Origin of the sequence: Ruegeria arenilitoris (assembly GCF_013035315.1) — a bacterium.
Lineage (GTDB): Bacteria > Pseudomonadota > Alphaproteobacteria > Rhodobacterales > Rhodobacteraceae > Ruegeria > Ruegeria arenilitoris_D.
In genome coordinates, this window is sequence record NZ_WQHP01000007.1 from 63563 (window position 1) to 84375 (window position 20813).

The 20813-nt window shown below is 56.9% G+C and carries 20 protein-coding genes; 11 read left to right on the forward strand and 9 right to left on the reverse strand.

Features of this window, described 5'->3' with window-relative positions:
* The first annotated feature begins 11 nt into the window (after positions 1 to 11).
* From mnmG to GOV53_RS15950, 4 genes are read left to right on the forward strand one after another with little or no spacing between them, the layout of a single operon-like run.
* On the forward strand, positions 12 to 1880 hold the full coding sequence (gene mnmG / locus GOV53_RS15935; RefSeq protein ID WP_170468225.1) for a tRNA uridine-5-carboxymethylaminomethyl(34) synthesis enzyme MnmG: 1869 nt from the start codon (positions 12 to 14) through the stop codon (positions 1878 to 1880).
* Complete coding sequence (rsmG, locus tag GOV53_RS15940) at positions 1877 to 2491, forward strand: 16S rRNA (guanine(527)-N(7))-methyltransferase RsmG (protein ID WP_170468227.1); 615 nt, start codon at positions 1877 to 1879, stop codon at positions 2489 to 2491. Before mnmG ends, rsmG begins: the two co-directional genes overlap by 4 nt.
* Positions 2484 to 3284 (forward strand): ParA family protein, encoded by an 801-nt coding sequence (locus GOV53_RS15945; protein ID WP_170426306.1) that lies wholly within the window; start codon positions 2484 to 2486, stop codon positions 3282 to 3284. Before rsmG ends, GOV53_RS15945 begins: the two co-directional genes overlap by 8 nt.
* A 20-nt stretch (positions 3285 to 3304) precedes the next feature.
* On the forward strand, positions 3305 to 4201 hold the full coding sequence (locus GOV53_RS15950; RefSeq protein WP_170468229.1) for a ParB/RepB/Spo0J family partition protein: 897 nt from the start codon (positions 3305 to 3307) through the stop codon (positions 4199 to 4201).
* Here the strand turns inward: GOV53_RS15950 and GOV53_RS15955 are convergent.
* Genes GOV53_RS15955 through rph form a run of 4 tightly spaced genes read right to left on the reverse strand, consistent with a single transcriptional unit; the run spans position 4191 to position 7016 of the window.
* On the reverse strand, positions 4191 to 4544 hold the full coding sequence (locus GOV53_RS15955; protein WP_170468231.1) for a YbaN family protein: 354 nt from the start codon (positions 4542 to 4544) through the stop codon (positions 4191 to 4193). The genes GOV53_RS15950 and GOV53_RS15955 overlap by 11 nt on opposite strands.
* Positions 4545 to 4547: 3 nt before the next feature.
* Positions 4548 to 5702 (reverse strand): radical SAM family heme chaperone HemW, encoded by a 1155-nt coding sequence (gene hemW, locus GOV53_RS15960; RefSeq protein WP_170468233.1) that lies wholly within the window; start codon positions 5700 to 5702, stop codon positions 4548 to 4550.
* The gene (gene rdgB, locus GOV53_RS15965; protein ID WP_170468235.1) at positions 5692 to 6306 is read right to left on the reverse strand and encodes an RdgB/HAM1 family non-canonical purine NTP pyrophosphatase; all 615 of its coding nucleotides are present in this window, start codon (positions 6304 to 6306) and stop codon (positions 5692 to 5694) included. The genes hemW and rdgB overlap by 11 nt, the downstream gene beginning before the upstream one ends.
* Positions 6303 to 7016, reverse strand: coding sequence for a ribonuclease PH (rph, locus tag GOV53_RS15970; protein ID WP_170468237.1), 714 nt, complete (start codon positions 7014 to 7016; stop codon positions 6303 to 6305). Before rph ends, rdgB begins: the two co-directional genes overlap by 4 nt.
* Positions 7017 to 7128: 112 nt before the next feature.
* On the opposite strand from rph, the gene hrcA reads away from it, so the two are divergent.
* Entirely contained in the window at positions 7129 to 8193 is a 1065-nt protein-coding gene (gene hrcA, locus GOV53_RS15975) for a heat-inducible transcriptional repressor HrcA (protein ID WP_170468239.1), read from the forward strand.
* Positions 8194 to 8203: 10 nt separating this feature from the next.
* Positions 8204 to 8767: a nucleotide exchange factor GrpE gene (locus GOV53_RS15980; protein WP_170468241.1), complete on the forward strand. Its 564-nt coding sequence runs from the start codon at positions 8204 to 8206 to the stop codon at positions 8765 to 8767.
* A 58-nt stretch (positions 8768 to 8825) separates the two neighbouring features.
* Here GOV53_RS15980 and mutS read toward each other — a convergent pair whose 3' ends face one another.
* Positions 8826 to 11441: a DNA mismatch repair protein MutS gene (mutS, locus tag GOV53_RS15985; protein ID WP_170468425.1), complete on the reverse strand. Its 2616-nt coding sequence runs from the start codon at positions 11439 to 11441 to the stop codon at positions 8826 to 8828.
* A 163-nt stretch (positions 11442 to 11604) separates the two neighbouring features.
* Here mutS and GOV53_RS15990 point away from each other — a divergent pair, with 163 nt between their 5' ends.
* A complete protein-coding gene (locus tag GOV53_RS15990; protein WP_170468243.1) occupies positions 11605 to 13860 on the forward strand; it encodes an NADP-dependent malic enzyme in 2256 nt (751 codons plus the stop codon).
* Between the two features lie 3 nt (positions 13861 to 13863).
* The gene (locus GOV53_RS15995; RefSeq protein ID WP_170468245.1) at positions 13864 to 14736 is read left to right on the forward strand and encodes a ribokinase; all 873 of its coding nucleotides are present in this window, start codon (positions 13864 to 13866) and stop codon (positions 14734 to 14736) included.
* On the opposite strand, the gene msrA is transcribed toward GOV53_RS15995, so the two are convergent.
* The 3 genes from msrA to GOV53_RS16010 form a co-directional block, all read right to left on the reverse strand.
* On the reverse strand, positions 14733 to 15404 hold the full coding sequence (msrA, locus tag GOV53_RS16000) for a peptide-methionine (S)-S-oxide reductase MsrA (protein ID WP_170468247.1): 672 nt from the start codon (positions 15402 to 15404) through the stop codon (positions 14733 to 14735). The two genes, GOV53_RS15995 and msrA, sit on opposite strands and share 4 nt — an antisense overlap.
* Positions 15405 to 15502: 98 nt before the next feature.
* A complete protein-coding gene (locus GOV53_RS16005; protein ID WP_170410878.1) occupies positions 15503 to 15784 on the reverse strand; it encodes an SCP2 sterol-binding domain-containing protein in 282 nt (93 codons plus the stop codon).
* Between the two features lie 150 nt (positions 15785 to 15934).
* Positions 15935 to 17161, reverse strand: coding sequence for an argininosuccinate synthase (locus GOV53_RS16010; RefSeq protein ID WP_170468249.1), 1227 nt, complete (start codon positions 17159 to 17161; stop codon positions 15935 to 15937).
* A 142-nt stretch (positions 17162 to 17303) separates the two neighbouring features.
* On the opposite strand from GOV53_RS16010, the gene GOV53_RS16015 reads away from it, so the two are divergent.
* The 3 genes from GOV53_RS16015 (at position 17304) to GOV53_RS16025 (ending at position 20343) form a co-directional block, all read left to right on the forward strand.
* Positions 17304 to 18071, forward strand: a complete 768-nt coding sequence (locus GOV53_RS16015) for a hypothetical protein (RefSeq protein ID WP_170468251.1) — start codon at positions 17304 to 17306, stop codon at positions 18069 to 18071.
* A gap of 58 nt (positions 18072 to 18129) precedes the next feature.
* A complete protein-coding gene (gene ilvA, locus GOV53_RS16020) occupies positions 18130 to 19356 on the forward strand; it encodes a threonine ammonia-lyase IlvA (protein WP_170468252.1) in 1227 nt (408 codons plus the stop codon).
* A gap of 105 nt (positions 19357 to 19461) precedes the next feature.
* On the forward strand, positions 19462 to 20343 hold the full coding sequence (locus GOV53_RS16025; protein WP_170468254.1) for a glycosyltransferase family 2 protein: 882 nt from the start codon (positions 19462 to 19464) through the stop codon (positions 20341 to 20343).
* A 24-nt stretch (positions 20344 to 20367) separates the two neighbouring features.
* Here GOV53_RS16025 and GOV53_RS16030 read toward each other — a convergent pair whose 3' ends face one another.
* Positions 20368 to 20691: an Hpt domain-containing protein gene (locus GOV53_RS16030; protein WP_170468256.1), complete on the reverse strand. Its 324-nt coding sequence runs from the start codon at positions 20689 to 20691 to the stop codon at positions 20368 to 20370.
* Positions 20692 to 20813: the final 122 nt, after the last annotated feature.

Below are 20813 nucleotides of genomic sequence, written 5' to 3' on the forward strand. Positions count from 1 at the left end.
GAGTGTTTCACGTGAAACATTCAGATTTTGATGTAGTCGTTATTGGCGCTGGCCATGCGGGAACCGAAGCGGCTCATGCAGCGGCCCGAATGGGAGTGGCGACAGCGTTGGTCACTTTGTCGGCGTCAGACATTGGTGTGATGTCCTGCAACCCCGCAATCGGTGGTTTGGGCAAAGGCCATCTGGTCCGGGAAATTGATGCAATGGATGGTGTGATGGGCCGGGTCGCTGACCAGGCCGGCATCCAGTTTCGACTGCTCAATCGTCGCAAAGGCCCAGCCGTTCAGGGCCCTAGAACGCAAGCTGACCGAGCCTTGTACCGGGCGGCAATGCAAAAAGAGACAGACAACCAACCCAATTTGACTGTTGTGACCGGTGAGGTGACGGATTTCCTGATGGTGGGAAATCGCGTTTCCGGTGTCAGACTCTCGGATGACGCTGAAATCAAGGCAAAAACGGTCATTCTGACGTCGGGGACATTCTTGCGAGGTGTCATCCATATTGGTGACATCTCGCGCCCGGGTGGCCGCATGGGAGATCGTCCGTCAGTGAAACTGGCTGAACGGTTGGACAGTTTTGAGTTGCCTTTGGGACGACTAAAGACTGGAACTCCACCGCGTTTGGATGGACGCACCATTGATTGGAGTGAGCTTGGACGTCAGGACGGAGACGACGAGCCGACACTGTTCTCGTTCCTTTCGACTAAGGTTGTAGCGCCACAGATTTCCTGCGGAATCACGCATACGAACGCGCGGACGCACGACATTATCGAAAAGAACCTGTCCCGTTCGGCAATGTATGGTGGGCATATTGATGGGGTGGGGCCGCGTTACTGCCCTTCGATCGAGGATAAGATCGTTCGCTTCGCGGATAAGGACTCTCACCAAATCTTTCTGGAACCCGAAGGTGTGAACGACCACACGATCTACCCAAACGGGATTTCAACGTCTCTGCCTCAGGACGTGCAGGTAGATTATGTGCGATCAATAAAAGGTTTGGAAGCGGCAGAAATCCTGCAGCCCGGTTATGCGATTGAATATGACTATGTCGACCCACGCGTTTTGACGTCGTCCCTCGCGTTGCCGGATGTTGAGGGGCTATATCTAGCGGGACAGATCAATGGAACCACAGGATATGAAGAGGCTGCAGCTCAGGGTCTCGTCGCTGGTTTGAATGCAGCCCTGAAAGCAAAGGGGCAGGACCCTGTTCATTTCACGCGGGCAGACAGTTACATCGGCGTGATGATCGACGATCTTACAACGCGCGGAGTTGCAGAACCCTACCGTATGTTCACGTCTCGTGCGGAATTTCGACTTTCATTGCGTGCGGACAATGCCGATCAGCGCCTGACCCCGATTGGGGTGGATATTGGCTGCGTTGGAGAAGAGCGGCAGGCTAAGTTCACAGAAAAGATGGAAAAGCTAACAGCTGCAAAATCAATACTGACAGAGCAAACATACACGCCAAAGGAAGCCCGAGCCGCTGGAATCAATGTCAATCAGGACGGAAATCGAAGAGATGGGATGGCGATCCTGGCATTTCCGGATGTCCAATTCGACGATCTGATCCCGCTGGTACCTGAAATCACAAGCGTTGACCAAGAAATACGTAAGCAGGTTGAACGTGATGCTCTGTACGCGAACTACATTGCCCGACAGCAAAAAGACGTTGAGGCGATGAAACGCGATGAATCGTATGAGATTCCCCGAAACTTCGACTATTTCGCGCTGGAAGGGTTGTCGTCAGAGATGAAGCAAAAACTCTCCAACGCAAAGCCAGAGAATATAGCGCAAGCTGGTCGGGTAGAGGGTGTTACACCGGCCGCTTTGACGCTGGTGCTGGCCAAACTTCGCCGCGACCAAAAGGTGCGGAGGGCATGAGTGAAGCTGTTTTTGGCGATCTGGATGTTTCACGTGAAACATTCGAGCGCCTGACCACCTATGTGAAACTTGTGAAACAGTGGAATCCAAAGATAAATTTGGTTTCCCGCAAAAGTCTGGATGACATCTGGGTCCGTCATATCAAGGATTCGGTTCAGGTTTATCGATGTGCGCAGCCCTACGCATCCTGGGTGGATCTTGGCAGCGGAGGGGGCTTTCCTGGAATGGTCTGCGCCATCATGGCGATCGAAGATGCGCCGGATGCCCAGTTTACATTTGTCGAGAGTGATCAACGCAAATCTGCGTTTCTGCGTAACGTTGCCCGGGAATGTGGGGCGAAATGCCGTGTTATTTCCAAGAGAATCGAAGCAGTTGAACCCTTAAACGCCGATGTACTTTCTGCTCGGGCCTTGGCAGATCTTTCCAAGCTTTTGTCATTTTGCGACAGACATCTAAGCAGTTCAGGTCTTGCGTTGCTGCCAAAAGGCGAAAGGTGGAAAAAAGAGCTGGAAGACGCGCAGAGGGAATGGAATTTCGACGTTGACCCGATTACAAGTTTAACTGAGCCTCAGGCCGTTATCCTTAAGATCAAAGGAGTCACACGTGGTTGATTTATCTCGTCCCTCAGGGCCCCGGATCATAGCGGTAGCCAATCAGAAGGGCGGGGTCGGAAAGACCACAACGGCGATCAACCTTGCGGCTGGACTGGCCGAAGCTGGTTGTAGAGTACTGGTCGTAGATCTGGATCCTCAGGGGAATGCCTCAACCGGTTTGGGTGTCGAAGATCGGGACTGGACGACCTATGACCTGATTTTGGACGACGCACCGCTAGAGGCCGTTGTTCAGGAAACTGAGATCGAAGGCTTATTTGTGGTTCCGGCTACGGTCGATCTGAGCTCGGCCGATATCGAACTCATTTCGAATGAAAAGCGTAGTTACCTTCTGCATGACGCTTTACGCCAGACAGCAATCGACAAGTTTGATTTAGATTTTGTTCTGATCGACTGCCCGCCTTCGCTTAATCTACTCACGGTCAACGCGATGGTCGCGGCGCATTCCGTTCTGGTTCCGCTCCAAAGTGAGTTCTTCGCCCTAGAGGGCTTATCGCAACTTATGCTGACCATTCGCGAGGTCCGGCAGACCGCGAATCCGGACCTCAGAATCGAAGGTGTTGTGTTGACCATGTATGACAACCGCAACAACTTGTCCCGTCAGGTTGAAAAAGACGCGCGTGACAATCTGGGTGAGATGGTATTTAAAACCAAGATACCCAGAAATGTGCGGGTCAGTGAGGCTCCGTCTTATGCTTTGCCCGTGCTCCAGTATGACTCGGGGTCTTTGGGTGCGATGGCCTATCGGCATTTGGCCCGCGAAGTCATGCACAAGAACAAAAAAGCCGCTTAAGCGGCATTGAGGAGGGCGCCATGGCCGCTAAAAAAACAAAACCCAGAGGTTTGGGCCGGGGATTGTCGGCGTTGATGGCGGATGTGACGCAGGATTCAGAAGGTTTGATGCCGACAGAACCGCGTCGCCCGGATATGAAAGTCCCAATCGAAAAGCTGCGTGCGAACCCAAATCAGCCTCGCAGGACGTTTTCGCCCGACCAATTGGACGAGCTTGCAGCTTCGGTCAAAGAAAAAGGCATCATTCAGCCTCTGATCGTTCGGGAAATCAGCGGTGGCGAATACGAGATCGTCGCGGGTGAACGTCGGTGGCGCGCCGCTCAGATGGCGCAGTTGCACGACATTCCTGTCATCGTGCGCGAGTTTGACGACACAGAAGTTCTGGAAGTCGCCATCATCGAAAATATCCAGCGCGCGGATTTGAACGCGGTGGAGGAGGCCGCGGGCTATAAGCAGTTGATGGATCGCTTTGGCCATACGCAGGAAAAACTAGCCGAGGCGTTGGGAAAAAGCCGCAGCCATATTGCTAACCTATTACGCCTGCTGTCGCTGCCGATAGACGTTCAAACACTGGTGATCGAAGGCAAACTGTCCGCCGGGCATGCCCGGGCATTGATCACTGCAGAAAACCCGTCCGAATTGGCGAAAATCGTAGTGAAAGACGGCCTGTCGGTACGCGCGACCGAAGCGCTGGTTAAGAAACAGCAGCAGGGGGATGCACCGCAAGCGGCGCCGCGGTCCAGAAACCTGAATGCGGGCAAGGACGCGGATACGCGCGCGCTGGAAAAGGATCTTTCGGCGATCCTGGCGATGAAAGTGGTAATCAATCACAAGGCCGGATCGGAAACCGGGCAGGTGGTTCTGACCTACGAAAACCTGGACCAGCTCGACGATCTTTGCGCCAAGCTCAGCCGCTAGGGCGGGTCCAGATAAAGATCATCACGGCGCTGAGAACGACAGCCTGGATGATCAGAACGTGGGACGGCAGCGCCAATAGAACAGACAAACCGAAGACGGCGGCGACGGATAACGTGGCCGCCTTTTTTGCATTCGGACGAATGGCCCCTGATCTCTGCCAGTCTAGGATCATCGGACCAAAGGTCTTGTGCGTGATCAGCCATGTGTGCAGGCGCGAGGATGACCGGGCAAAGAAGAACGCCGCCAAAAGCAGGAATGGAACGGTCGGAAGCAAAGGTAGAACGACCCCGATGACGGCTAGTCCGATGCAAAGCAATCCCAACGCGGCCCAGAGATACTGCATCTTTTATCCCAACAACTCGCGAATAACCGCGTTCAGAACGGCGCGCCCGTCTTTGGTGGCAATCAAACGACCGTTTAACCGGTCTACCATGCCAATCTCTTGCAGGTCGGTCAGCTTACTCTCTGATAGGGGTTCTGAAGAAAGAGTGTTGAATCTATCAATATCTAGTCCTTCAGTGATTCTTAGGCCCATCATAAGGTATTCATTTGCCTGATCTTGGGTTGGAAGGGGCGTTCTTTCCTTCTCGCCGGTCCCTTTTGACACTGCTTCCAGCCACGCAGCTGGGGACAGATAGGTTTCGGTCGCCAGTTTCTGCCCGTCCAGCGTCACGCGTCCATGTGCGCCTGGTCCGATGCCGACATAGTCGCCATAGCGCCAGTAGATCTGGTTGTGCAGCGACTCCGCACCCGGACGGGCATGGTTCGAGACTTCGTAGGCGGGCAATCCATGGGCCTCGCAAATCTCTTGCGTGGCAAGATACATATCCGCAGCGCTGTCATCCTCGGGCAGGCCGCGCAGCTTGCCAACGGCATAACGGTCACCGAAGGCTGTGCCTTCCTCAATTGTCAGCTGGTACAGCGACAGGTGATCGACGGCCATCGACAGCGCTTCGGTCAATTCGGCCCGCCACGCGTCCAGTGTTTGATGCTGGCGGGCATAGATTAAATCGAAACTGACGCGGTCAAAGCAGTTGCGCGCGATGTCAAAGGCCGCGCGGGCCTCGACCACAGTGTGGATGCGGCCCAGACGGCGCAAATCCTCGTCGTTCAGCGCCTGAACACCCATCGAGATTCTGTTGACGCCCGCGTCGCGATAGGCGGTGAACCGTCCTGCCTCGACTGATCCAGGGTTCGCTTCGAGCGTGATTTCCATGTCGTTGGCAGGGTGCCAGAGTGAGCGGGATTCTTCGATGATCGCAGCGACCGTTTCAGGCGCCATCAGAGACGGCGTGCCGCCACCAAAGAAGATCGTATTCAGAACGCGGTCTGGTGTTTCGGCTGCGGATCGCTGCAGTTCGCTTAGATACGATTTAAGCCATTGTTTTTGATTGATATTTTTGGAAACATGGCTGTTGAAATCGCAATAAGGGCATTTGGCCTCGCAAAAAGGCCAATGCACATACAGGCCAAAGCCCCCGTTGCGCCAATCATCCGCCAAAGCAGCCTTTCACGAACATCTCAACCGCGCGGCCGCGATGGCTGATCTTGTTCTTTTCCCAGCGATCCATCTCGGCAAAGGTAATGTCGTATCCCTCGGGAACAAACATCGGGTCATAGCCGAAACCACCCTCGCCACGGATGGGCCACACCAGATGGCCTGGGGCCACACCCTCGAACACTTCGTCATGGCCATCCGGCCAGGCCAGAACCAGCGTGCTGCGAAACTGAGCCAGACGCGGATGCTGTGCGTTCTTCGCCTCCAGCTCATTGTGGGCGCGGGTCATGGCCATCAGGAAATCGCGGCCATTTCCGGTTTCTGCCCAATCGGCAGTGTAAACGCCCGGCGCGCCGTCCAGCGCGTCGATGGTAATCCCGGAATCGTCCGACAGGGCAGGCAGGCCAGTGGCCTTGGCAGCGGCATGAGCCTTGATCCGTGCATTGCCGACGAATGTATCTTCGGTTTCCTCGGGTTCGGGCAGGTCCATCTCGGCCGCGCCAACGACCGTTACACCAAAGGGTTCGAGGAGATGCGCCATCTCCTCGAGCTTGCCCTTGTTGTGGGTGGCCACCAGCAGCCTGTCGCTGTCGAACTTGCGGGTCATGCAGTGGCGGCCTTTTGTGCGGCGGCCAGTTCACCGACGCCTTTTTCGGCAAGGTCCATCAACTGATCCATTTGGGCGCGGCTAAAGACCGAGCCTTCGGCGCTCATCTGAACTTCGATCAGCTTGCCCGAACCGGTCATGATGAAGTTGCCGTCGACACCGGCTTCGCTGTCTTCCGGATAGTCCAGATCCAGTACCGGCTGACCGGCGTAGATACCGCAAGACACCGCGGCCACAGGGTCGACCAGCGGATCAGTAATCACGTCACCTGTCTTCATCAGCTTGTTCACCGCCAGACGCAGCGCAACCCAGCCACCCGTGATCGAGGCACAGCGCGTCCCGCCGTCTGCCTGGATCACATCACAGTCTACGGTGATCTGACGCTCACCCAGGGCAACGCGATCAACGCCCGCGCGCAAGGCGCGTCCGATCAGGCGCTGGATTTCGACGGTCCGACCCCCTTGCTTGCCCGAGGCCGCCTCACGCCGCATCCGGGTGTTGGTCGCGCGGGGCAGCATACCGTATTCGGCAGTCACCCAACCAAGACCCGAGCCCTTGATGAACGGTGGCACGCGATCCTCGATCGTGGCGGTGCACAGCACATGGGTGTCGCCCATTTTGATCAGGCAGGAACCTTCGGCATGTTTGGTAAAGCCCGTCTCGATTGAAACGGCGCGCATTTCGTTTAGATCACGTCCTGAGGGTCGCATGGAAAATCCTTTGTTTGCTGGCTTGGGGATAACGTCACGGTGCCTTAGGATGCAACCCCGATTGACCTTTCATATGCCTGCGATTTAATGCCAATCCAGCAGGGGATTGCCGATGAGCAAAGCAACAAGAGTTCTGGACGAAATGAATGACCGGTCACGCGAGGTGTTCCGGCTGATCGTTGAGAGCTATCTGGATAGTGGGGAGCCGGTCGGAAGCCGCACGCTGACCCGTACCTTGTCGGAAAAGGTCAGCGCCGCGACCGTGCGCAACGTCATGCAGGATCTGGAGTTTCTCGGTCTGCTCGATAGCCCGCATGTCAGTGCTGGAAGGGTTCCCACGCAAATGGGTCTGCGGATGTTTGTCGATGGGCTATTGGAAGTTGGTGATCTGGGGGCGGACGATCGGCAGAAGCTGGATGAGACTTTAGGCTCTAATGCTGGTGATGTGGGCGGAATGCTGGACCGCGTCGGCTCGGCTTTGTCACACGTGACACATGGTGCATCTCTGGTACTGACTCCCAAACATGAGTCCGAGATCAAGCATATCGAGTTCGTGTCGCTGGCCCATGACCGCGCTTTGGTGGTTTTGGTTTTTGCGGACGGGCACGTAGAAAACCGCCTGTTCACACCGCCTCCGGGGCAGACGCCCAGTTCGATGCGCGAGGCGGCGAACTTCCTGAATTCGCTGATCGAAGGACGTACGCTGAGTGACGTGCGTCGTCAGATGCAGACTCAAATCACCGCGCGCCGGCAGGAAATCGATGTGCTGGCGCGTGAGATGGTCGAGAGTGGCATGGCCGCCTGGGATGGGGATGGGACCGACTCGGCCCGTTTGATCGTGCGTGGGCGGGCGAATCTGCTGGGGGAACCCGGCGAAGCTGAAGAGTTGGACCGTATCCGGACGTTGTTCGATGACCTCGAACGCAAGCAAGACATCGCCGAATTCCTCGAATTGACCGAGGAAGGCGAGGGTGTGCGCATTTTTATCGGGTCTGAGAACAAACTTTTCTCACTTTCGGGTTCCTCTTTGGTGGTGTCTCCATATATGAACGCTGATCGAAAGATAATCGGTGCGGTTGGGGTCATCGGACCCACGCGACTAAATTATGGACGGATCGTGCCGATCGTGGATTATACGGCGCAACTGGTCGGCAAACTGATTTCCGACCGGAGCTAGAGGGTAAGAGATGGCAGAGCCCAAGAACGAAGATTTTCTGGACGATATCGCAACCGCCGAGGCGGAAGAGCTGGCCGAGGAATTTGCCGAGATCAGCGAAGAGGCGTTGGAAATTGATGCGCTGCGTGCTGAGCGGGACGATTTCAAGGACAAGTTCATGCGCGCATTGGCGGATGCTGAAAACGCGCGCAAGCGTGGCGACAAGGCGCGCCGCGATGCCGAACAGTATGGCGGATCGAAACTGGCCCGCGACATGCTGCCAGTTTACGACAACATGAAACGCGCGCTTGAGGCCGCGACGGACGAGCAGAAAGAAGTCGCAGGCCCGCTTCTGGAAGGCGTCGAACTGACCATGCGCGCGTTGAAAGACGTGTTCCAAAAGCATGGGATCGAAGTGATCACGCCTGAGGTTGGCGACCGGTTCGATCCGAATATTCATGAAGCGATGTTCGAAGCACCTGTTCCCGGCACCCGTGCTGGAGACATCATTCAGGTTTCGGCCGAAGGTTTCATGCTGCATGATCGCCTGCTGCGTCCGGCACAGGTTGGGGTTTCCTCTACGCCTGCGAGCTGATTAGCCTCATTGAGGCCAAGCCTTTGGCGAGAGTATTTTTGAAAAGATGAAGGGGCGGTCAGGTTCTGGCCGCCTCTTTTAATTTGTAGATCAGGTCGAGAGCCTCACGCGGGGTCAGCTCGTCCGGCAGGATTTCATCAAGCATGTCTGTGACAGGTGATGCTTTGGGTGTTGGTGGCGGCGGAGGCGGCGCGGCCGAAAACAAAGGCAGGTCGTCGATCAGAGCTTTTTGCTTGCCGCCCTCGCGTTCGGTCTTTTCCAGCTGATCCAGCACGATGCGTGCTCGCTCGACCACCGATGCCGGTAGTCCGGCCAGTTGGGCAACTTGCACACCGTAGGATCTGTCTGCCGCACCCTTGTGGACCTCGTGCAGAAAGATGACTTCGCCTTCCCATTCCTTGACTGCGACGGTTGCGTTTTCAACGCCTTCAAGCTTACCGGCCAAAGCGGTCAATTCGTGGTAATGCGTAGCAAACAGCGCGCGGCATTTGTTGGATGCGTGCAGGTGCTCCAGCGTGGCCCAGGCGATGGACAGGCCATCATAGGTGGCTGTCCCACGACCGATTTCGTCAAGGATCACCAGCGCGCGGTCATCAGCTTGGTTAAGGATGGCGGCGGTTTCGACCATCTCGACCATGAAGGTCGAGCGGCCCCGTGCCAGATCGTCCGAGGCGCCAACGCGGCTGAACAACTGGCTGACAAGGCCGATATGCGCCTGTTCGGCTGGGACATAGCTGCCCATCTGGGCCAGCAATGCGATCAGCGCATTCTGGCGCAGGAAAGTCGATTTACCGGCCATGTTGGGACCGGTCAGCAGCCAGATCGCCGCGCCTTGATCTGCGCTCAGATCACAGTCATTGGCGATGAAGGCGTCCCCGTTTTGCTGGCGTAGCGCGTGTTCTACAACCGGATGACGGCCGCCCTGCACGTCAAAAGCGCGCGACGCGTCGACCTGAGGACGGCACCAGTTCTCACCGCGTGCCAAATCGGCCAACGCGGTGGTGAGATCAAGCTCGGCCAACCCACGGGCGGCCTGGTTAAGGCGTGCGGCTTGGTCCAGAATGTCGTCAGAAAGCCTTTTGTAGAGCCGCTTTTCGATCTCCAGCGCCAAGTTTCCGGCATTCAGTATGCGGGTTTCGATTTCGGACAGCTCGACGGTCGTGAATCGAACCTGATTGGCTGTGGTTTGACGATGAATGTAAGTTTCGCTGAACGGAGGGTTCAGCATTTTCTCGGCATGGGTGGCTGTGGTTTCTATGAAGTAACCCAGCACGTTGTTATGCTTGATCTTCAGCGATGTGATGCCGGTGTGTTCCGCGTATTTCTGCTGAAACCCAGCGATCACGGATCGTCCTTCGTCCCGCAGGGTGCGGGCCTCGTCGAGCTCACTGTCGTAGCCCGGGGCGATGAACCCACCGTCGCGTGCCAGCAATGGGGGCTCGGCCACAAGCGCCTCGTCCAGCAGGTTCAATAGGTCATCAAAGCCGATAAGGTTTTGCAGCGCGGTCGCCAGAAGGACAGGCAGGTCCTGACCGTCACAGAGTTGGGCGATAGTTGCCGCCTGTGTCAGACCGTTCCGAATTGCCGCCAGATCGCGGGGGCCACCTCGGTCCAGAGACAGGCGTGACAGGGCCCGGTCCAGATCGGGAGTTTTACGCAGGGCCTCACGCAAGTCCGAAGCTATCAGGCTGTCTTCGGCGGCAAAATTGACTGCGTCCAGCCGTCCGTGAATAACATCCAGATTACGCGAAGGGCTGGACAGGCGCTGCTCCAACAACCGTGCGCCGCCGGGCGTGACCGTACGATCCACCACGGATAGCAGCGACCCGGCCCGCCCGCCGGACAGGGATCGGGTCAGTTCCAGATTGCGACGCGTGGCGGCGTCGATTTGAACAACACGGTCCTCGGATTCCTTGAGGGGCGTTTGCAGTAGGGGTAGTTTGCCTTTTTGCGTAATCTCCAGATAGTCAATCAACGCACCCATAGCGGAAACTTCTGCGCGCTCGAAGGACCCGAACGCGTCCAGAGCATTCACGTGAAACAATCCGCAGATGCGTTTTTCCGCCGCAGTGCTGTCAAAGCTGGCGCGTCCAATTGGTGTCAGCGAAATTCCCAGATCTCGTACCGTTTCCTGCAAAGGCTGTTCCATACCGTCGGCCACGATCAATTCGGACGGGGCAAGCCGTGCCAGCTCAGGGCTCAGCCGGACCGAGGTCAATGGCATCACGTGAAACGCACCGGTTGAGATATCGGCCCAGGCCAGCGCGGCCTCATCACGTACCTCGGAATAGGTAGCCAGAAAATTGTGGCGGCGGGCTTCCAGCAGGGCGTCTTCGGTCAGTGTGCCGGGGGTTACCAGACGAACGACGTCGCGCTTTACGACTGATTTAGAGCCTCTTTTCTTCGCTTCGGCGGGGCTTTCCATCTGTTCGCAGACGGCGACGCGGAACCCTTTGCGGATCAGTGTCAGCAAATACCCTTCGGCGGCATTAACCGGCACACCGCACATCGGGATATCGGTGCCATTGTGCTTGCCGCGCTTGGTCAGCGCGATGTCCAGCGCCTCGGCGGCGTTCACCGCGTCCTCAAAAAACATCTCGTAGAAATCGCCCATGCGGTAAAACAACAGGGCGTCGGCATGGGCCTCTTTGATCTCGAGATATTGCGCCATCATTGGCGTGACTGTGGACAAAACCGGCCCCCTTCTGGCGTATTCCGGTCGCGACCTTACAAATCCCCCCTCTGCTGCGAAAGGCGAAAACGTATTCTCGTTGAGACGCGCGCGCGCCTGCGCTATGAGGCGAAAGTCCCGCAGATGTAAAGAAACGACCCATTCCATGCCCAAAGCGAAGATCACCAAAGAAGAGGCGCTGGCCTTTCACCTCGACCCGACCCCCGGCAAGTGGGAGGTGCAGGCCACCGTTCCCATGACCACGCAGCGCGATCTGTCTCTGGCCTACAGCCCCGGCGTCGCTGTACCATGTGAAGCAATCGCCGAAGCGCCCGAGACTGCGTATGACTATACCAACAAAGGAAACCTTGTTGCGGTGATCTCGAACGGGACGGCCGTTCTGGGTCTTGGCAATCTTGGTGCGCTGGGATCAAAACCGGTAATGGAGGGGAAATCCGTCCTGTTCAAACGGTTCGCGGATGTGAATTCGATCGATATCGAATTGGACACCGAAGACCCGGATGAGTTCTGCCGTGCCGTGCGTTTGATGGGGCCGACTTTTGGCGGGATCAATCTGGAAGACATCAAGGCGCCCGAGTGTTTCATCATCGAACAGCGCCTCAAGGAAGAAATGGACATTCCGGTCTTCCACGACGACCAGCACGGTACGGCCGTGATCTGTGCGGCGGGTCTGCTGAATGCGCTGCGCATTTCGGGCAAGAAGATCGAGGACGTAAAGATCGTTCTAAACGGGGCCGGTGCGGCGGGTATTGCGTGCATCGAATTGCTCAAGGCAATGGGCGCGCGGCATGAAAACTGCATTGTCTGCGACACCAAGGGCGTAATCTATCAAGGCCGGACCGAGGGTATGAACCAGTGGAAATCGGCCCACGCGATCACCACGGAACTGCGGACCCTGGAAGATGCCATGAAAGGCGCGGATGTGTTCCTGGGCGTTTCGGTCAAAGGGGCGGTGACCCAGGACATGGTTGCCAGCATGGCTGATAACCCGGTGATCTTCGCCATGGCGAACCCGGACCCTGAGATCACACCGGAAGAGGCGCATGAGGTACGTGTTGATGCCATCGTCGCCACCGGGCGCAGCGACTATCCGAACCAAGTGAACAACGTGTTGGGGTTCCCTTACCTGTTCCGCGGCGCATTGGACATTCATGCGCGCGCCATCAATGACGAGATGAAGATCGCTTGCGCCCACGCTTTGGCCAATCTCGCGCGCGAAGATGTCCCGGATGAGGTTGCCATGGCCTATGGCAAGTCGCTGACCTTTGGGCGCGACTACATCATTCCAACGCCGTTTGACCCGCGTCTGATCCATCGTATCCCACCTGCCGTTGCCAAGGCGGGGATGGATACCGGCGCGGCCCGGCGTCCGATCATCGACATGGACGCGTACGAGCTGAGCCTGAAATCCCGCATGGACCCAACCGCCAGCATCCTACGCGGTCTGAACGCCCGCGCCCGTGCGGCGCAAAGCCGGATGATTTTCGCCGAGGGCGACGATCCCCGCGTGCTGCGCGCAGCGGTCATGTATCAGCGCTCGGGCTTCGGCAAAGCGTTGGTTGTCGGCCGTCCGGATGACGTCAAAGAAAAGCTCGAGGCCGCAGGTCTGGGCGATGCTGTGCGCGAACTTGAAGTCGTGAACGCTGGCACAACCACCCATCTCGATACCTACAAGGACTTCCTTTACAAACGCCTGCAGCGCCGAGGGTTTGACCGTAAGGACATTCACCGCCTCGCCGCGACCGATCGCCATGTCTTTTCGGCGCTGATGCTGGCGCATGGCCACGGGGACGGTCTCGTGTCCGGCGCGACGCGCAAATCGGCGCATGTGTTGGACCGGATCAACCACGTCTTCGATGCAGATGCGGAACATGGTGCGGTAGGTGTAACCGCGTTGCTGCATAAGGGACGTATCGTCCTGATCGGTGACACTCTGGTGCATGAATGGCCGGACGAAAACGATTTGGCTAACATCGCCGAACGGTCCGCCGCAGTGGCCCGCCACATGGGTCTGGAACCCCGCGTGGCCTTTGTCAGTTTCTCGACCTTTGGCTATCCGGTGTCTGAGCGCGCCGAGAAGATGCATGTCGCGCCCGAGGTTCTGGACCAGCGCGGTGTCGACTTCGAATACGAAGGCGAAATGACCGTGGATGTCGCGCTGAACGTCGATCAGCAAGAGGCCTATCCGTTCTCGCGCCTGACCGGGCCAGCGAACATCCTGATCGTACCTGCGCGCCACTCGGCGTCGATCTCGACCAAGCTGATGCAAGAAATGGGTGAGGCCACCGTCATCGGCCCGATCCTTTCGGGCATCGACAAGCCGATCCAGATTTGCTCGACCGTGTCGACCGCGAATGACATCCTGAACATGGCCATTCTGGCCGCTTGCGATATTGGATAAGCCGTGACGATCTGGAACCTAGGCTCGATCAACGCGGACATGGTCTATGGCCTGCCGCATCTGCCCAGTGCCGGCGAAACCCTGGCTGCCCTGACCCTTGAGCGGTTTCTGGGCGGCAAAGGCGCGAATATGTCTGTCGCCGCGGCGCGGGCGGGTTCGCGGGTGGCGCATGTCGGAGGCATCGGGTCCGACGGGCGGTGGGCGCTGGATCGCATGACCGAATATGGCGTCGATACGCGGTTCATCGCGCAGGTCGACGTACCAACGGGTCACGCCATCATCGCGGTGGATGCTGAGGGCGAGAACCAGATCATTTTGTATCCCGGAGCCAACCACGCAATCGCGCAGGACCAATTGGGGCAGGCGCTATCGCAGGCTGTTCCGGGCGATCTGCTGGTCCTGCAGAACGAAACCAACGCGCAGGTCGAAGCGGCCCGCATGGGGCGCGATTTGGGTCTGACCGTCTGCTACGCCGCTGCACCGTTTCAGGCTGATGCGGTACAGGCCGTCTTGCCCTATCTCGATTTTCTGATCCTGAATGAGGTTGAGGCCGAACAACTGCGCGAAAGCACTGGTCTGTCAGTATCCGATCTGCCGGTACAGCATGTTTTAGTGACGTTGGGGTCGAAAGGTGCACGTTATCTTCCCAAAGATGGCGAGGTGCTTGAGATTCCTGCCCACAAGGTCAAAGCCGTGGATACTACAGGCGCGGGGGATACGTTTACCGGGTATGTTCTGGCCGGAATGGATCGCGGGCTGCCGATGCCTCAGGCCATTGCACAAGCAAATCGTGCCGCGGCCCTGATGGTCACGCGGCACGGAACGGCAGATGTGATTCCGGACCTCAAAGAGGTGCTTGAGGCCCGGTTTACTTAGGATCCAACGAAGGGTGCGTTGCTGCCCCACAATTGCTTGACGCGTGCGTCGCGTCCGCAGGCCTTGCGGTAGGCTTTGTACGCGTTCTTCTGACGTTTGGGTCCAAAGCGCGTCAGCACCAGCTTGTCACCTTTGTAGTAGTCCTGGTGGTAAGCCTCAGCCGGATAAAAGGCGGCCGCGTCCAGAATTGGGGTGACAACGGTCTGACCCAATGCCTGCTGTGCATTGGCTTTGGCCTTTTGCGCCAGCGTCTTTTCCCCAGCGTTAGAGACGAATATTGCCGTGCGATAGCTGTCGCCGCGGTCGCAGAACTGACCGCCCGCATCCGTTGGATCGACCGAGCGGAAGAACATGTTCAGCAGCGTTTCGCGGGAAACGCGGGCCGGATCGAACGTGATCTGAACGGCCTCGTAATGGCCGGTGCCGCCTTTTGACACCTGATCATATGTCGGGTTGGCTGATTTACCGCCGGTATAGCCCGATACGGCCCCAATCACGCCCGGTACGGATTCAAAATCGGATTCGACACACCAGAAACATCCTCCGGCAACGGTCAGGGTTTCCGTGCCTGCGGCAGGCGCGGGCAGGGCGCGTAGCATCGCGGCCAACGTAATGAGGACAAACAGAAGCGTCGGTTTAAAGAAATCGAGGTAAGCAGTCCGGTTCATGGCAGATCTCCTTCTGAGGTCAGGCTGCCCGGACTTTCCCGTCGTTGCAATCCGCTGACATCGTTTGTCACGCGCTGGTGAGACGAGTTTATCGGCACTTAGCCCAGCAGCTGCCCCAGCTTCATCGCCACGCCCATATTGCCCGAAATCTTGAGCTTACCCAGCGCCACGCCAGTCATCGGGTTCAGCTTGCCGGTCAGCAGTTTGGTCAGGTTTTCCTGAGAGATCCGGATCGTACAATCGGTATCCTGATCTTGGGTGGTGGCCTGGTTATCCACCAGAACGATCACCCCATCGTCACCACAATCGAACTTGAGCGAGCCATCAAAAGTTTTGCCGTTCAGACCCTTTTGGATTCCGTCAGCGATGTCCTGAAGCATTGAGTACCCTTTCCCTGTTGACCTTTGCGTAAAGAAAAATAGCCGAAACAGGCAAGGGTGACGCTACTGGAACTGACAGGCGCGTGAAGGCAAAGAAAAGCCCGGCATCCATAAAGGACACCGGGTTGCTCAACTTAGCGATGTCCTGAATTACTTGGACAGACGCTTTTCGCGTGAGGCCAGAAGTTTCAGGCGCAGGGCGTTCAATTGGATGAAGCCCGCCGCGTCTTTCTGATCATACGCACCAGCATCGTCTTCGAAGGTCACATGCTCTTCGGAGTACAGCGAGTGATCGGACCAGCGGCCAACGGTTGAGGCCAGGCCTTTGTATAGCTTCACACGAACCGTGCCGGTCACATGCTCTTGGCTTTTGTCGATGGCGGCCTGCAGCATCTCGCGCTCGGGCGAGTACCAGAAGCCATTGTAAATCAGCTCGGCATATTGCGGCATCAGCTGGTCCTTCAGGTGCATCGCGCCGCGGTCCATGGTGATGGACTCGATACCGCGATGCGCTTCCAGCAGGATGGTGCCGCCCGGAGTTTCGTAGATACCGCGTGATTTCATACCGACGAAACGGCCTTCGACCAGATCAAGACGGCCGATGCCGTGTTTGCCGCCATATTCGTTCAGCTTGGTCAGGATGGTCGCGGGGCTCATCGCCTCACCATTGATGCTGACCGCGTCACCTTTCTCGAAACCGATCTCGATGAACTCGGGCTCGTTCGGTGCGTCCTCGGGGTGAACGGTGCGCTGGTAAACATAGACCGGTGCCATGTCGGCGGGGTCTTCCAGAACCTTACCCTCGGATGAGGTGTGCAGCAGGTTTGCATCGACCGAGAAGGGTGCTTCACCACGTTTGTCCTTGGCGATCGGGATCTGGTGCGCTTCGGCCCATTCCAACAGACGCGTCCGGCTGGTCAGGTCCCACTCACGCCACGGCGCGATCACTTTGATGTCTGGGTTCAGCGCATAGGCCGCCAGTTCAAAGCGGACCTGGTCGTTGCCCTTGCCGGTAGCGCCATGCGCCACGGCGTCGGCGCCGGTTTCTTCGGCGATCTCGACCAGACGTTTGGAAATCAGCGGGCGCGCGATCGAGGTGCCCAGCAGGTACAGGCCTTCGTATTGCGCGTTGGCGCGGAACATCGGGAAGACAAAGTCACGAACGAACTCTTCGCGGATGTCCTCGATATAGATGTTCTCGGGCTTGATCCCCAGCATCTCGGCCTTTTGGCGGGCGGGTTCCAGTTCCTCACCCTGACCCAGATCGGCAGTGAAGGTGACAACCTCACAGCCATACTCGGTCTGCAGCCATTTCAGAATGATCGAGGTATCAAGGCCACCGGAATAGGCCAGAACAACTTTCTTGGGCGCGGACATCTGACTTCCCTTTATGCGTAGAACGACTGGCCCCTAGCGGGTTTTGAACGCGGGGGCAAGTTATCAGCGTTGACGCAGGGGGCTAATTGCGCTGAAACAATCGTATACAAAACAACAATTGGTTGAGAAGGGCAGTTTTCGGATGTTGGGTTGGCAGATTTTCGTACATTCCGTTCGCATGGTATTCGGGAACCTCAAACAGGTGCTTCAGATCACCGTGGGTCCCGCTTTGATCGCCACTGGTTTGATCGTCGCGCTGTTCATGGTGACTGGAATTCCGCTAGAGGCTTTTGATGAAAGCGCTGACTCATTGCCGGATGGGATATCAGCTGCCTCGGTTACTTTTTTCCTGTTCGGTCTGTTCGCTGTAATCGCCGCTGTCGTATTTTGGATAGCCGTTTCGTGGCACCGTTTCATCCTGCTGGAAGAGTATCCGGGCGGGATTTTCCCCGCATTCCGGTTCGACAGGATTTTGGCGTATTTCGGCCGTATCTTGTTGCTGGGTATTCTGATGATGATTGCCTGGATCCCGGTTGGAGTGGTTATCGCTGTGCTGGGCGAAACCCTTTTGCCGCTGTCTATCATCCTGACGCTGGCATACGGGGTCTTTTTGATCGTTTGTTTCTACCGGCTGTCGATCATTCTACCTGCAGCAGCGATTGGCGAACCGATTACGCTTGGCGAGGCGTGGAACAGCACAACAGGTGTCGCCGGGTCGATACTGGTTCTTCTGGTTGTCGCGTTCTTGTTTCAGCTGCTTGTTCAGCTTGTCTTCTCGGTGCTGGTGTTCATTCCCGTATTGGGCATTTTGCTGACCGTGTTCCTTGGAACGCTCATTCTGCCGATGATCAGCGTCAGCATTTTCACAACGATGTACGGCGTCTTCATCGAAAAGCGTCAACTTTCCTGAGCCGCGTACACATATGTATTCCTTGCCCTCTTCGCGATGATGCGGCAGTGAATTTGGCATGACTGATTTCAAAACCCGCGCCCGCGCTGCCGAAGAGGCGATGCGATCTGTGTTTCCGGCAACTCCGTTGCAGCGGAATGCACATCTGTCTGACCGCTATGGGGCTGATATCTGGCTGAAGCGCGAAGACCTCAGCCCGGTGCGGTCGTACAAGATCCGTGGTGCGTTCAACGCGATGCGCAAGCAGCAGGGACAAAAGCTGTTCGTTTGCGCAAGCGCGGGCAATCATGCACAGGGCGTGGCCTATATGTGCAAGCACCTTGATGTACGCGGTGTGATTTTCATGCCGGTGACGACGCCGCAGCAAAAGATCCAGAAAACCCGCATTTTTGGTGGGGAAAACATCGAAATCCATCTGACCGGGGACTATTTCGACGACACCCTGGCAGCTGCGCAGAAGTGGTGTGCGCAGCAGGGCGGGCATTTCCTGTCTCCGTTCGACGATGAGGACGTGATCGAAGGTCAGGCATCTTTGGCGGTCGAAATCGAAGAACAACTGGGTCAGGTGCCCGACCACGTCCTTTTGCCGGTTGGCGGCGGCGGCATGTCTTCCGGTGTTGCGACTTGGTTTGGGGATCGCACCCATTGCCTGTTTGTAGAACCCAAAGGCGGGGCCTGTTTGCGCGCGGCTCTGGCGGCAGGCCATCCGGTGTCGCTGGATCATGTCGACAATTTCGTCGATGGCGCGGCAGTTGGTCGGATTGGCGCAAAGCCTTTCGAGTTGCTGAAATCCCGTCACCTGTCAGACGTGTTGGTCCTGTCCGAAGACCGGATCTGCACGACGATGATCGAAATGCTGAATGTGGAGGGCATCGTGTTGGAACCTGCGGGGGCTTTGGCGATTGAGGCGCTGGGCGATATTCAAAGCTTCATCCGAGGCAAGACTGTTGTGTGCGTCACTTCAGGAGGGAATTTTGATTTCGAACGCCTGCCCGAGGTTAAGGAACGTGCTCAGCGCTATTCGGGGGTCAAAAAGTACTTTATCCTGCGCCTGCCGCAGCGGCCCGGCGCATTGAAAGAGTTCCTGGGCATTCTCGGTCCTGAGGACGACATCGCCCGGTTCGAATACATGAAGAAATCGGCGCGCAATTTCGGCTCGGTCCTGATCGGGATCGAAACGCGAAAGCCCGAGAATTTTGTGCGCCTCTTCGCGCATCTGGACGAAGCGGGATTTACCTACACTGATATCACCGAGGACGAAACGCTGGCCCAGTTCGTGATCTGAGCGCGCTTCGTGCCACATTCCTCAGCACCTACGCGTTGATGACCTTGTTGGTTGGATGGAATTCACCTAGGCAACTCAGGACATTTGTGACCGGAAAGCAGATATATGAAACCGCTTGCTGCAGTGACTATGGTTTGGCGCGACTATTGGTACCTTGAAAAATGGGTCGCATATTATTCTGCTCAGCTTGGCCGCGAGAATGTCTATATTCTGTCACATGGTGCCGATCCCGAAATTGATCGCATTGGCGAAGGCTGTAACGTGATCGCCATATTGCGCGACGGTCTGCATCAATCTTTTGACTACGCCCGTTGGCGGATGCTGTCGGATTTTTCCGCGATGCTGACCCAGTTCTATGATCGGGTCATCGTTTCGGATTGTGATGAGCTGCTGATGACGGTCGATGGTAGTTTATTGACCGATTACCCTTTCGAGTTTGAGGAAAACGCGGCAGGTGCTGTGGGTTTCAACCTCGTTGCGACTCTGGACAACGACGAACAAGGCGCTCTGATTTCTGACAGTAAGTTCTGTGTGTTCGAAATTCCCTATTCAAAACCCTGTCTGGTGCAGCGCCGTGTGTCCTTTGGGACTGGTGGGCATGGGATCATGCGCGACAGCTTTGACCTGCTGCCGGGACTGTTCAACATGCACTTCCACTACGGAAATTGGCTGGAAATGCAGCGCCGTGAACAGGAACGGTCGCCGCTGGTGGATGAAACCATGGCCGAAGGGGTGAAAATCAGGAAATCCCCAGGTCAGTCGGTCGGAATTGTTGGCTGGCGTCGACGAACCCGGCGCTTCAGGCGGTTGACGCGAGAGTCGATCAATGCAGCCGAATTGCCGCTGAAAGACTGTGTCGAAGAGTGCAGGAAAGATGCCTTGCAAACGCTCAAGACAATGGACGACGGCTATTTTACGCATGACCGGAGCATGCAATTCGACCTGAAAAAATTTCGTTTCCCAGAAGGTTTTCCTGTTCGGATTTAGCCTGTGAACCGACCTGGATGGCGGTCAGAGGGTGCCAAGCCCTGACTTGAATGCAACGGACGAGCTTTCGAAAGTGTCGACGATACCCGGCAGATCGACCGTTTGGCTTTGCCCCTGCGCCGATTGCCGCTCGCCGTCCTGACACAGCTTTGCAAGCGTTTCAAAGCCCAGGCTCAGGGCACTGCCTTTGACAAAATGCAGGTTCTGTTCGAATTCGGCGCGTGCGGTGTCATTGCAAAGTCGGGTCAGGGCCTCTTGCACCTCATCAAGAAAGATCTCGACCACCTCGTCGAACTCGCTGGCGCCAACTTCGTCCCTTAGTTGCCTGACCCTGGACCAGTTGATCATGCCATCCTCGCTTTGCCTGCCATGCTTCTTCCTAGTCCGAAGCGGGTAAAGGGCAGGTTAAGCGAAATCATTTCCGGCCTTCATCCTATGTTAAACAGCCCCACGATAGGGTCACCGCATTC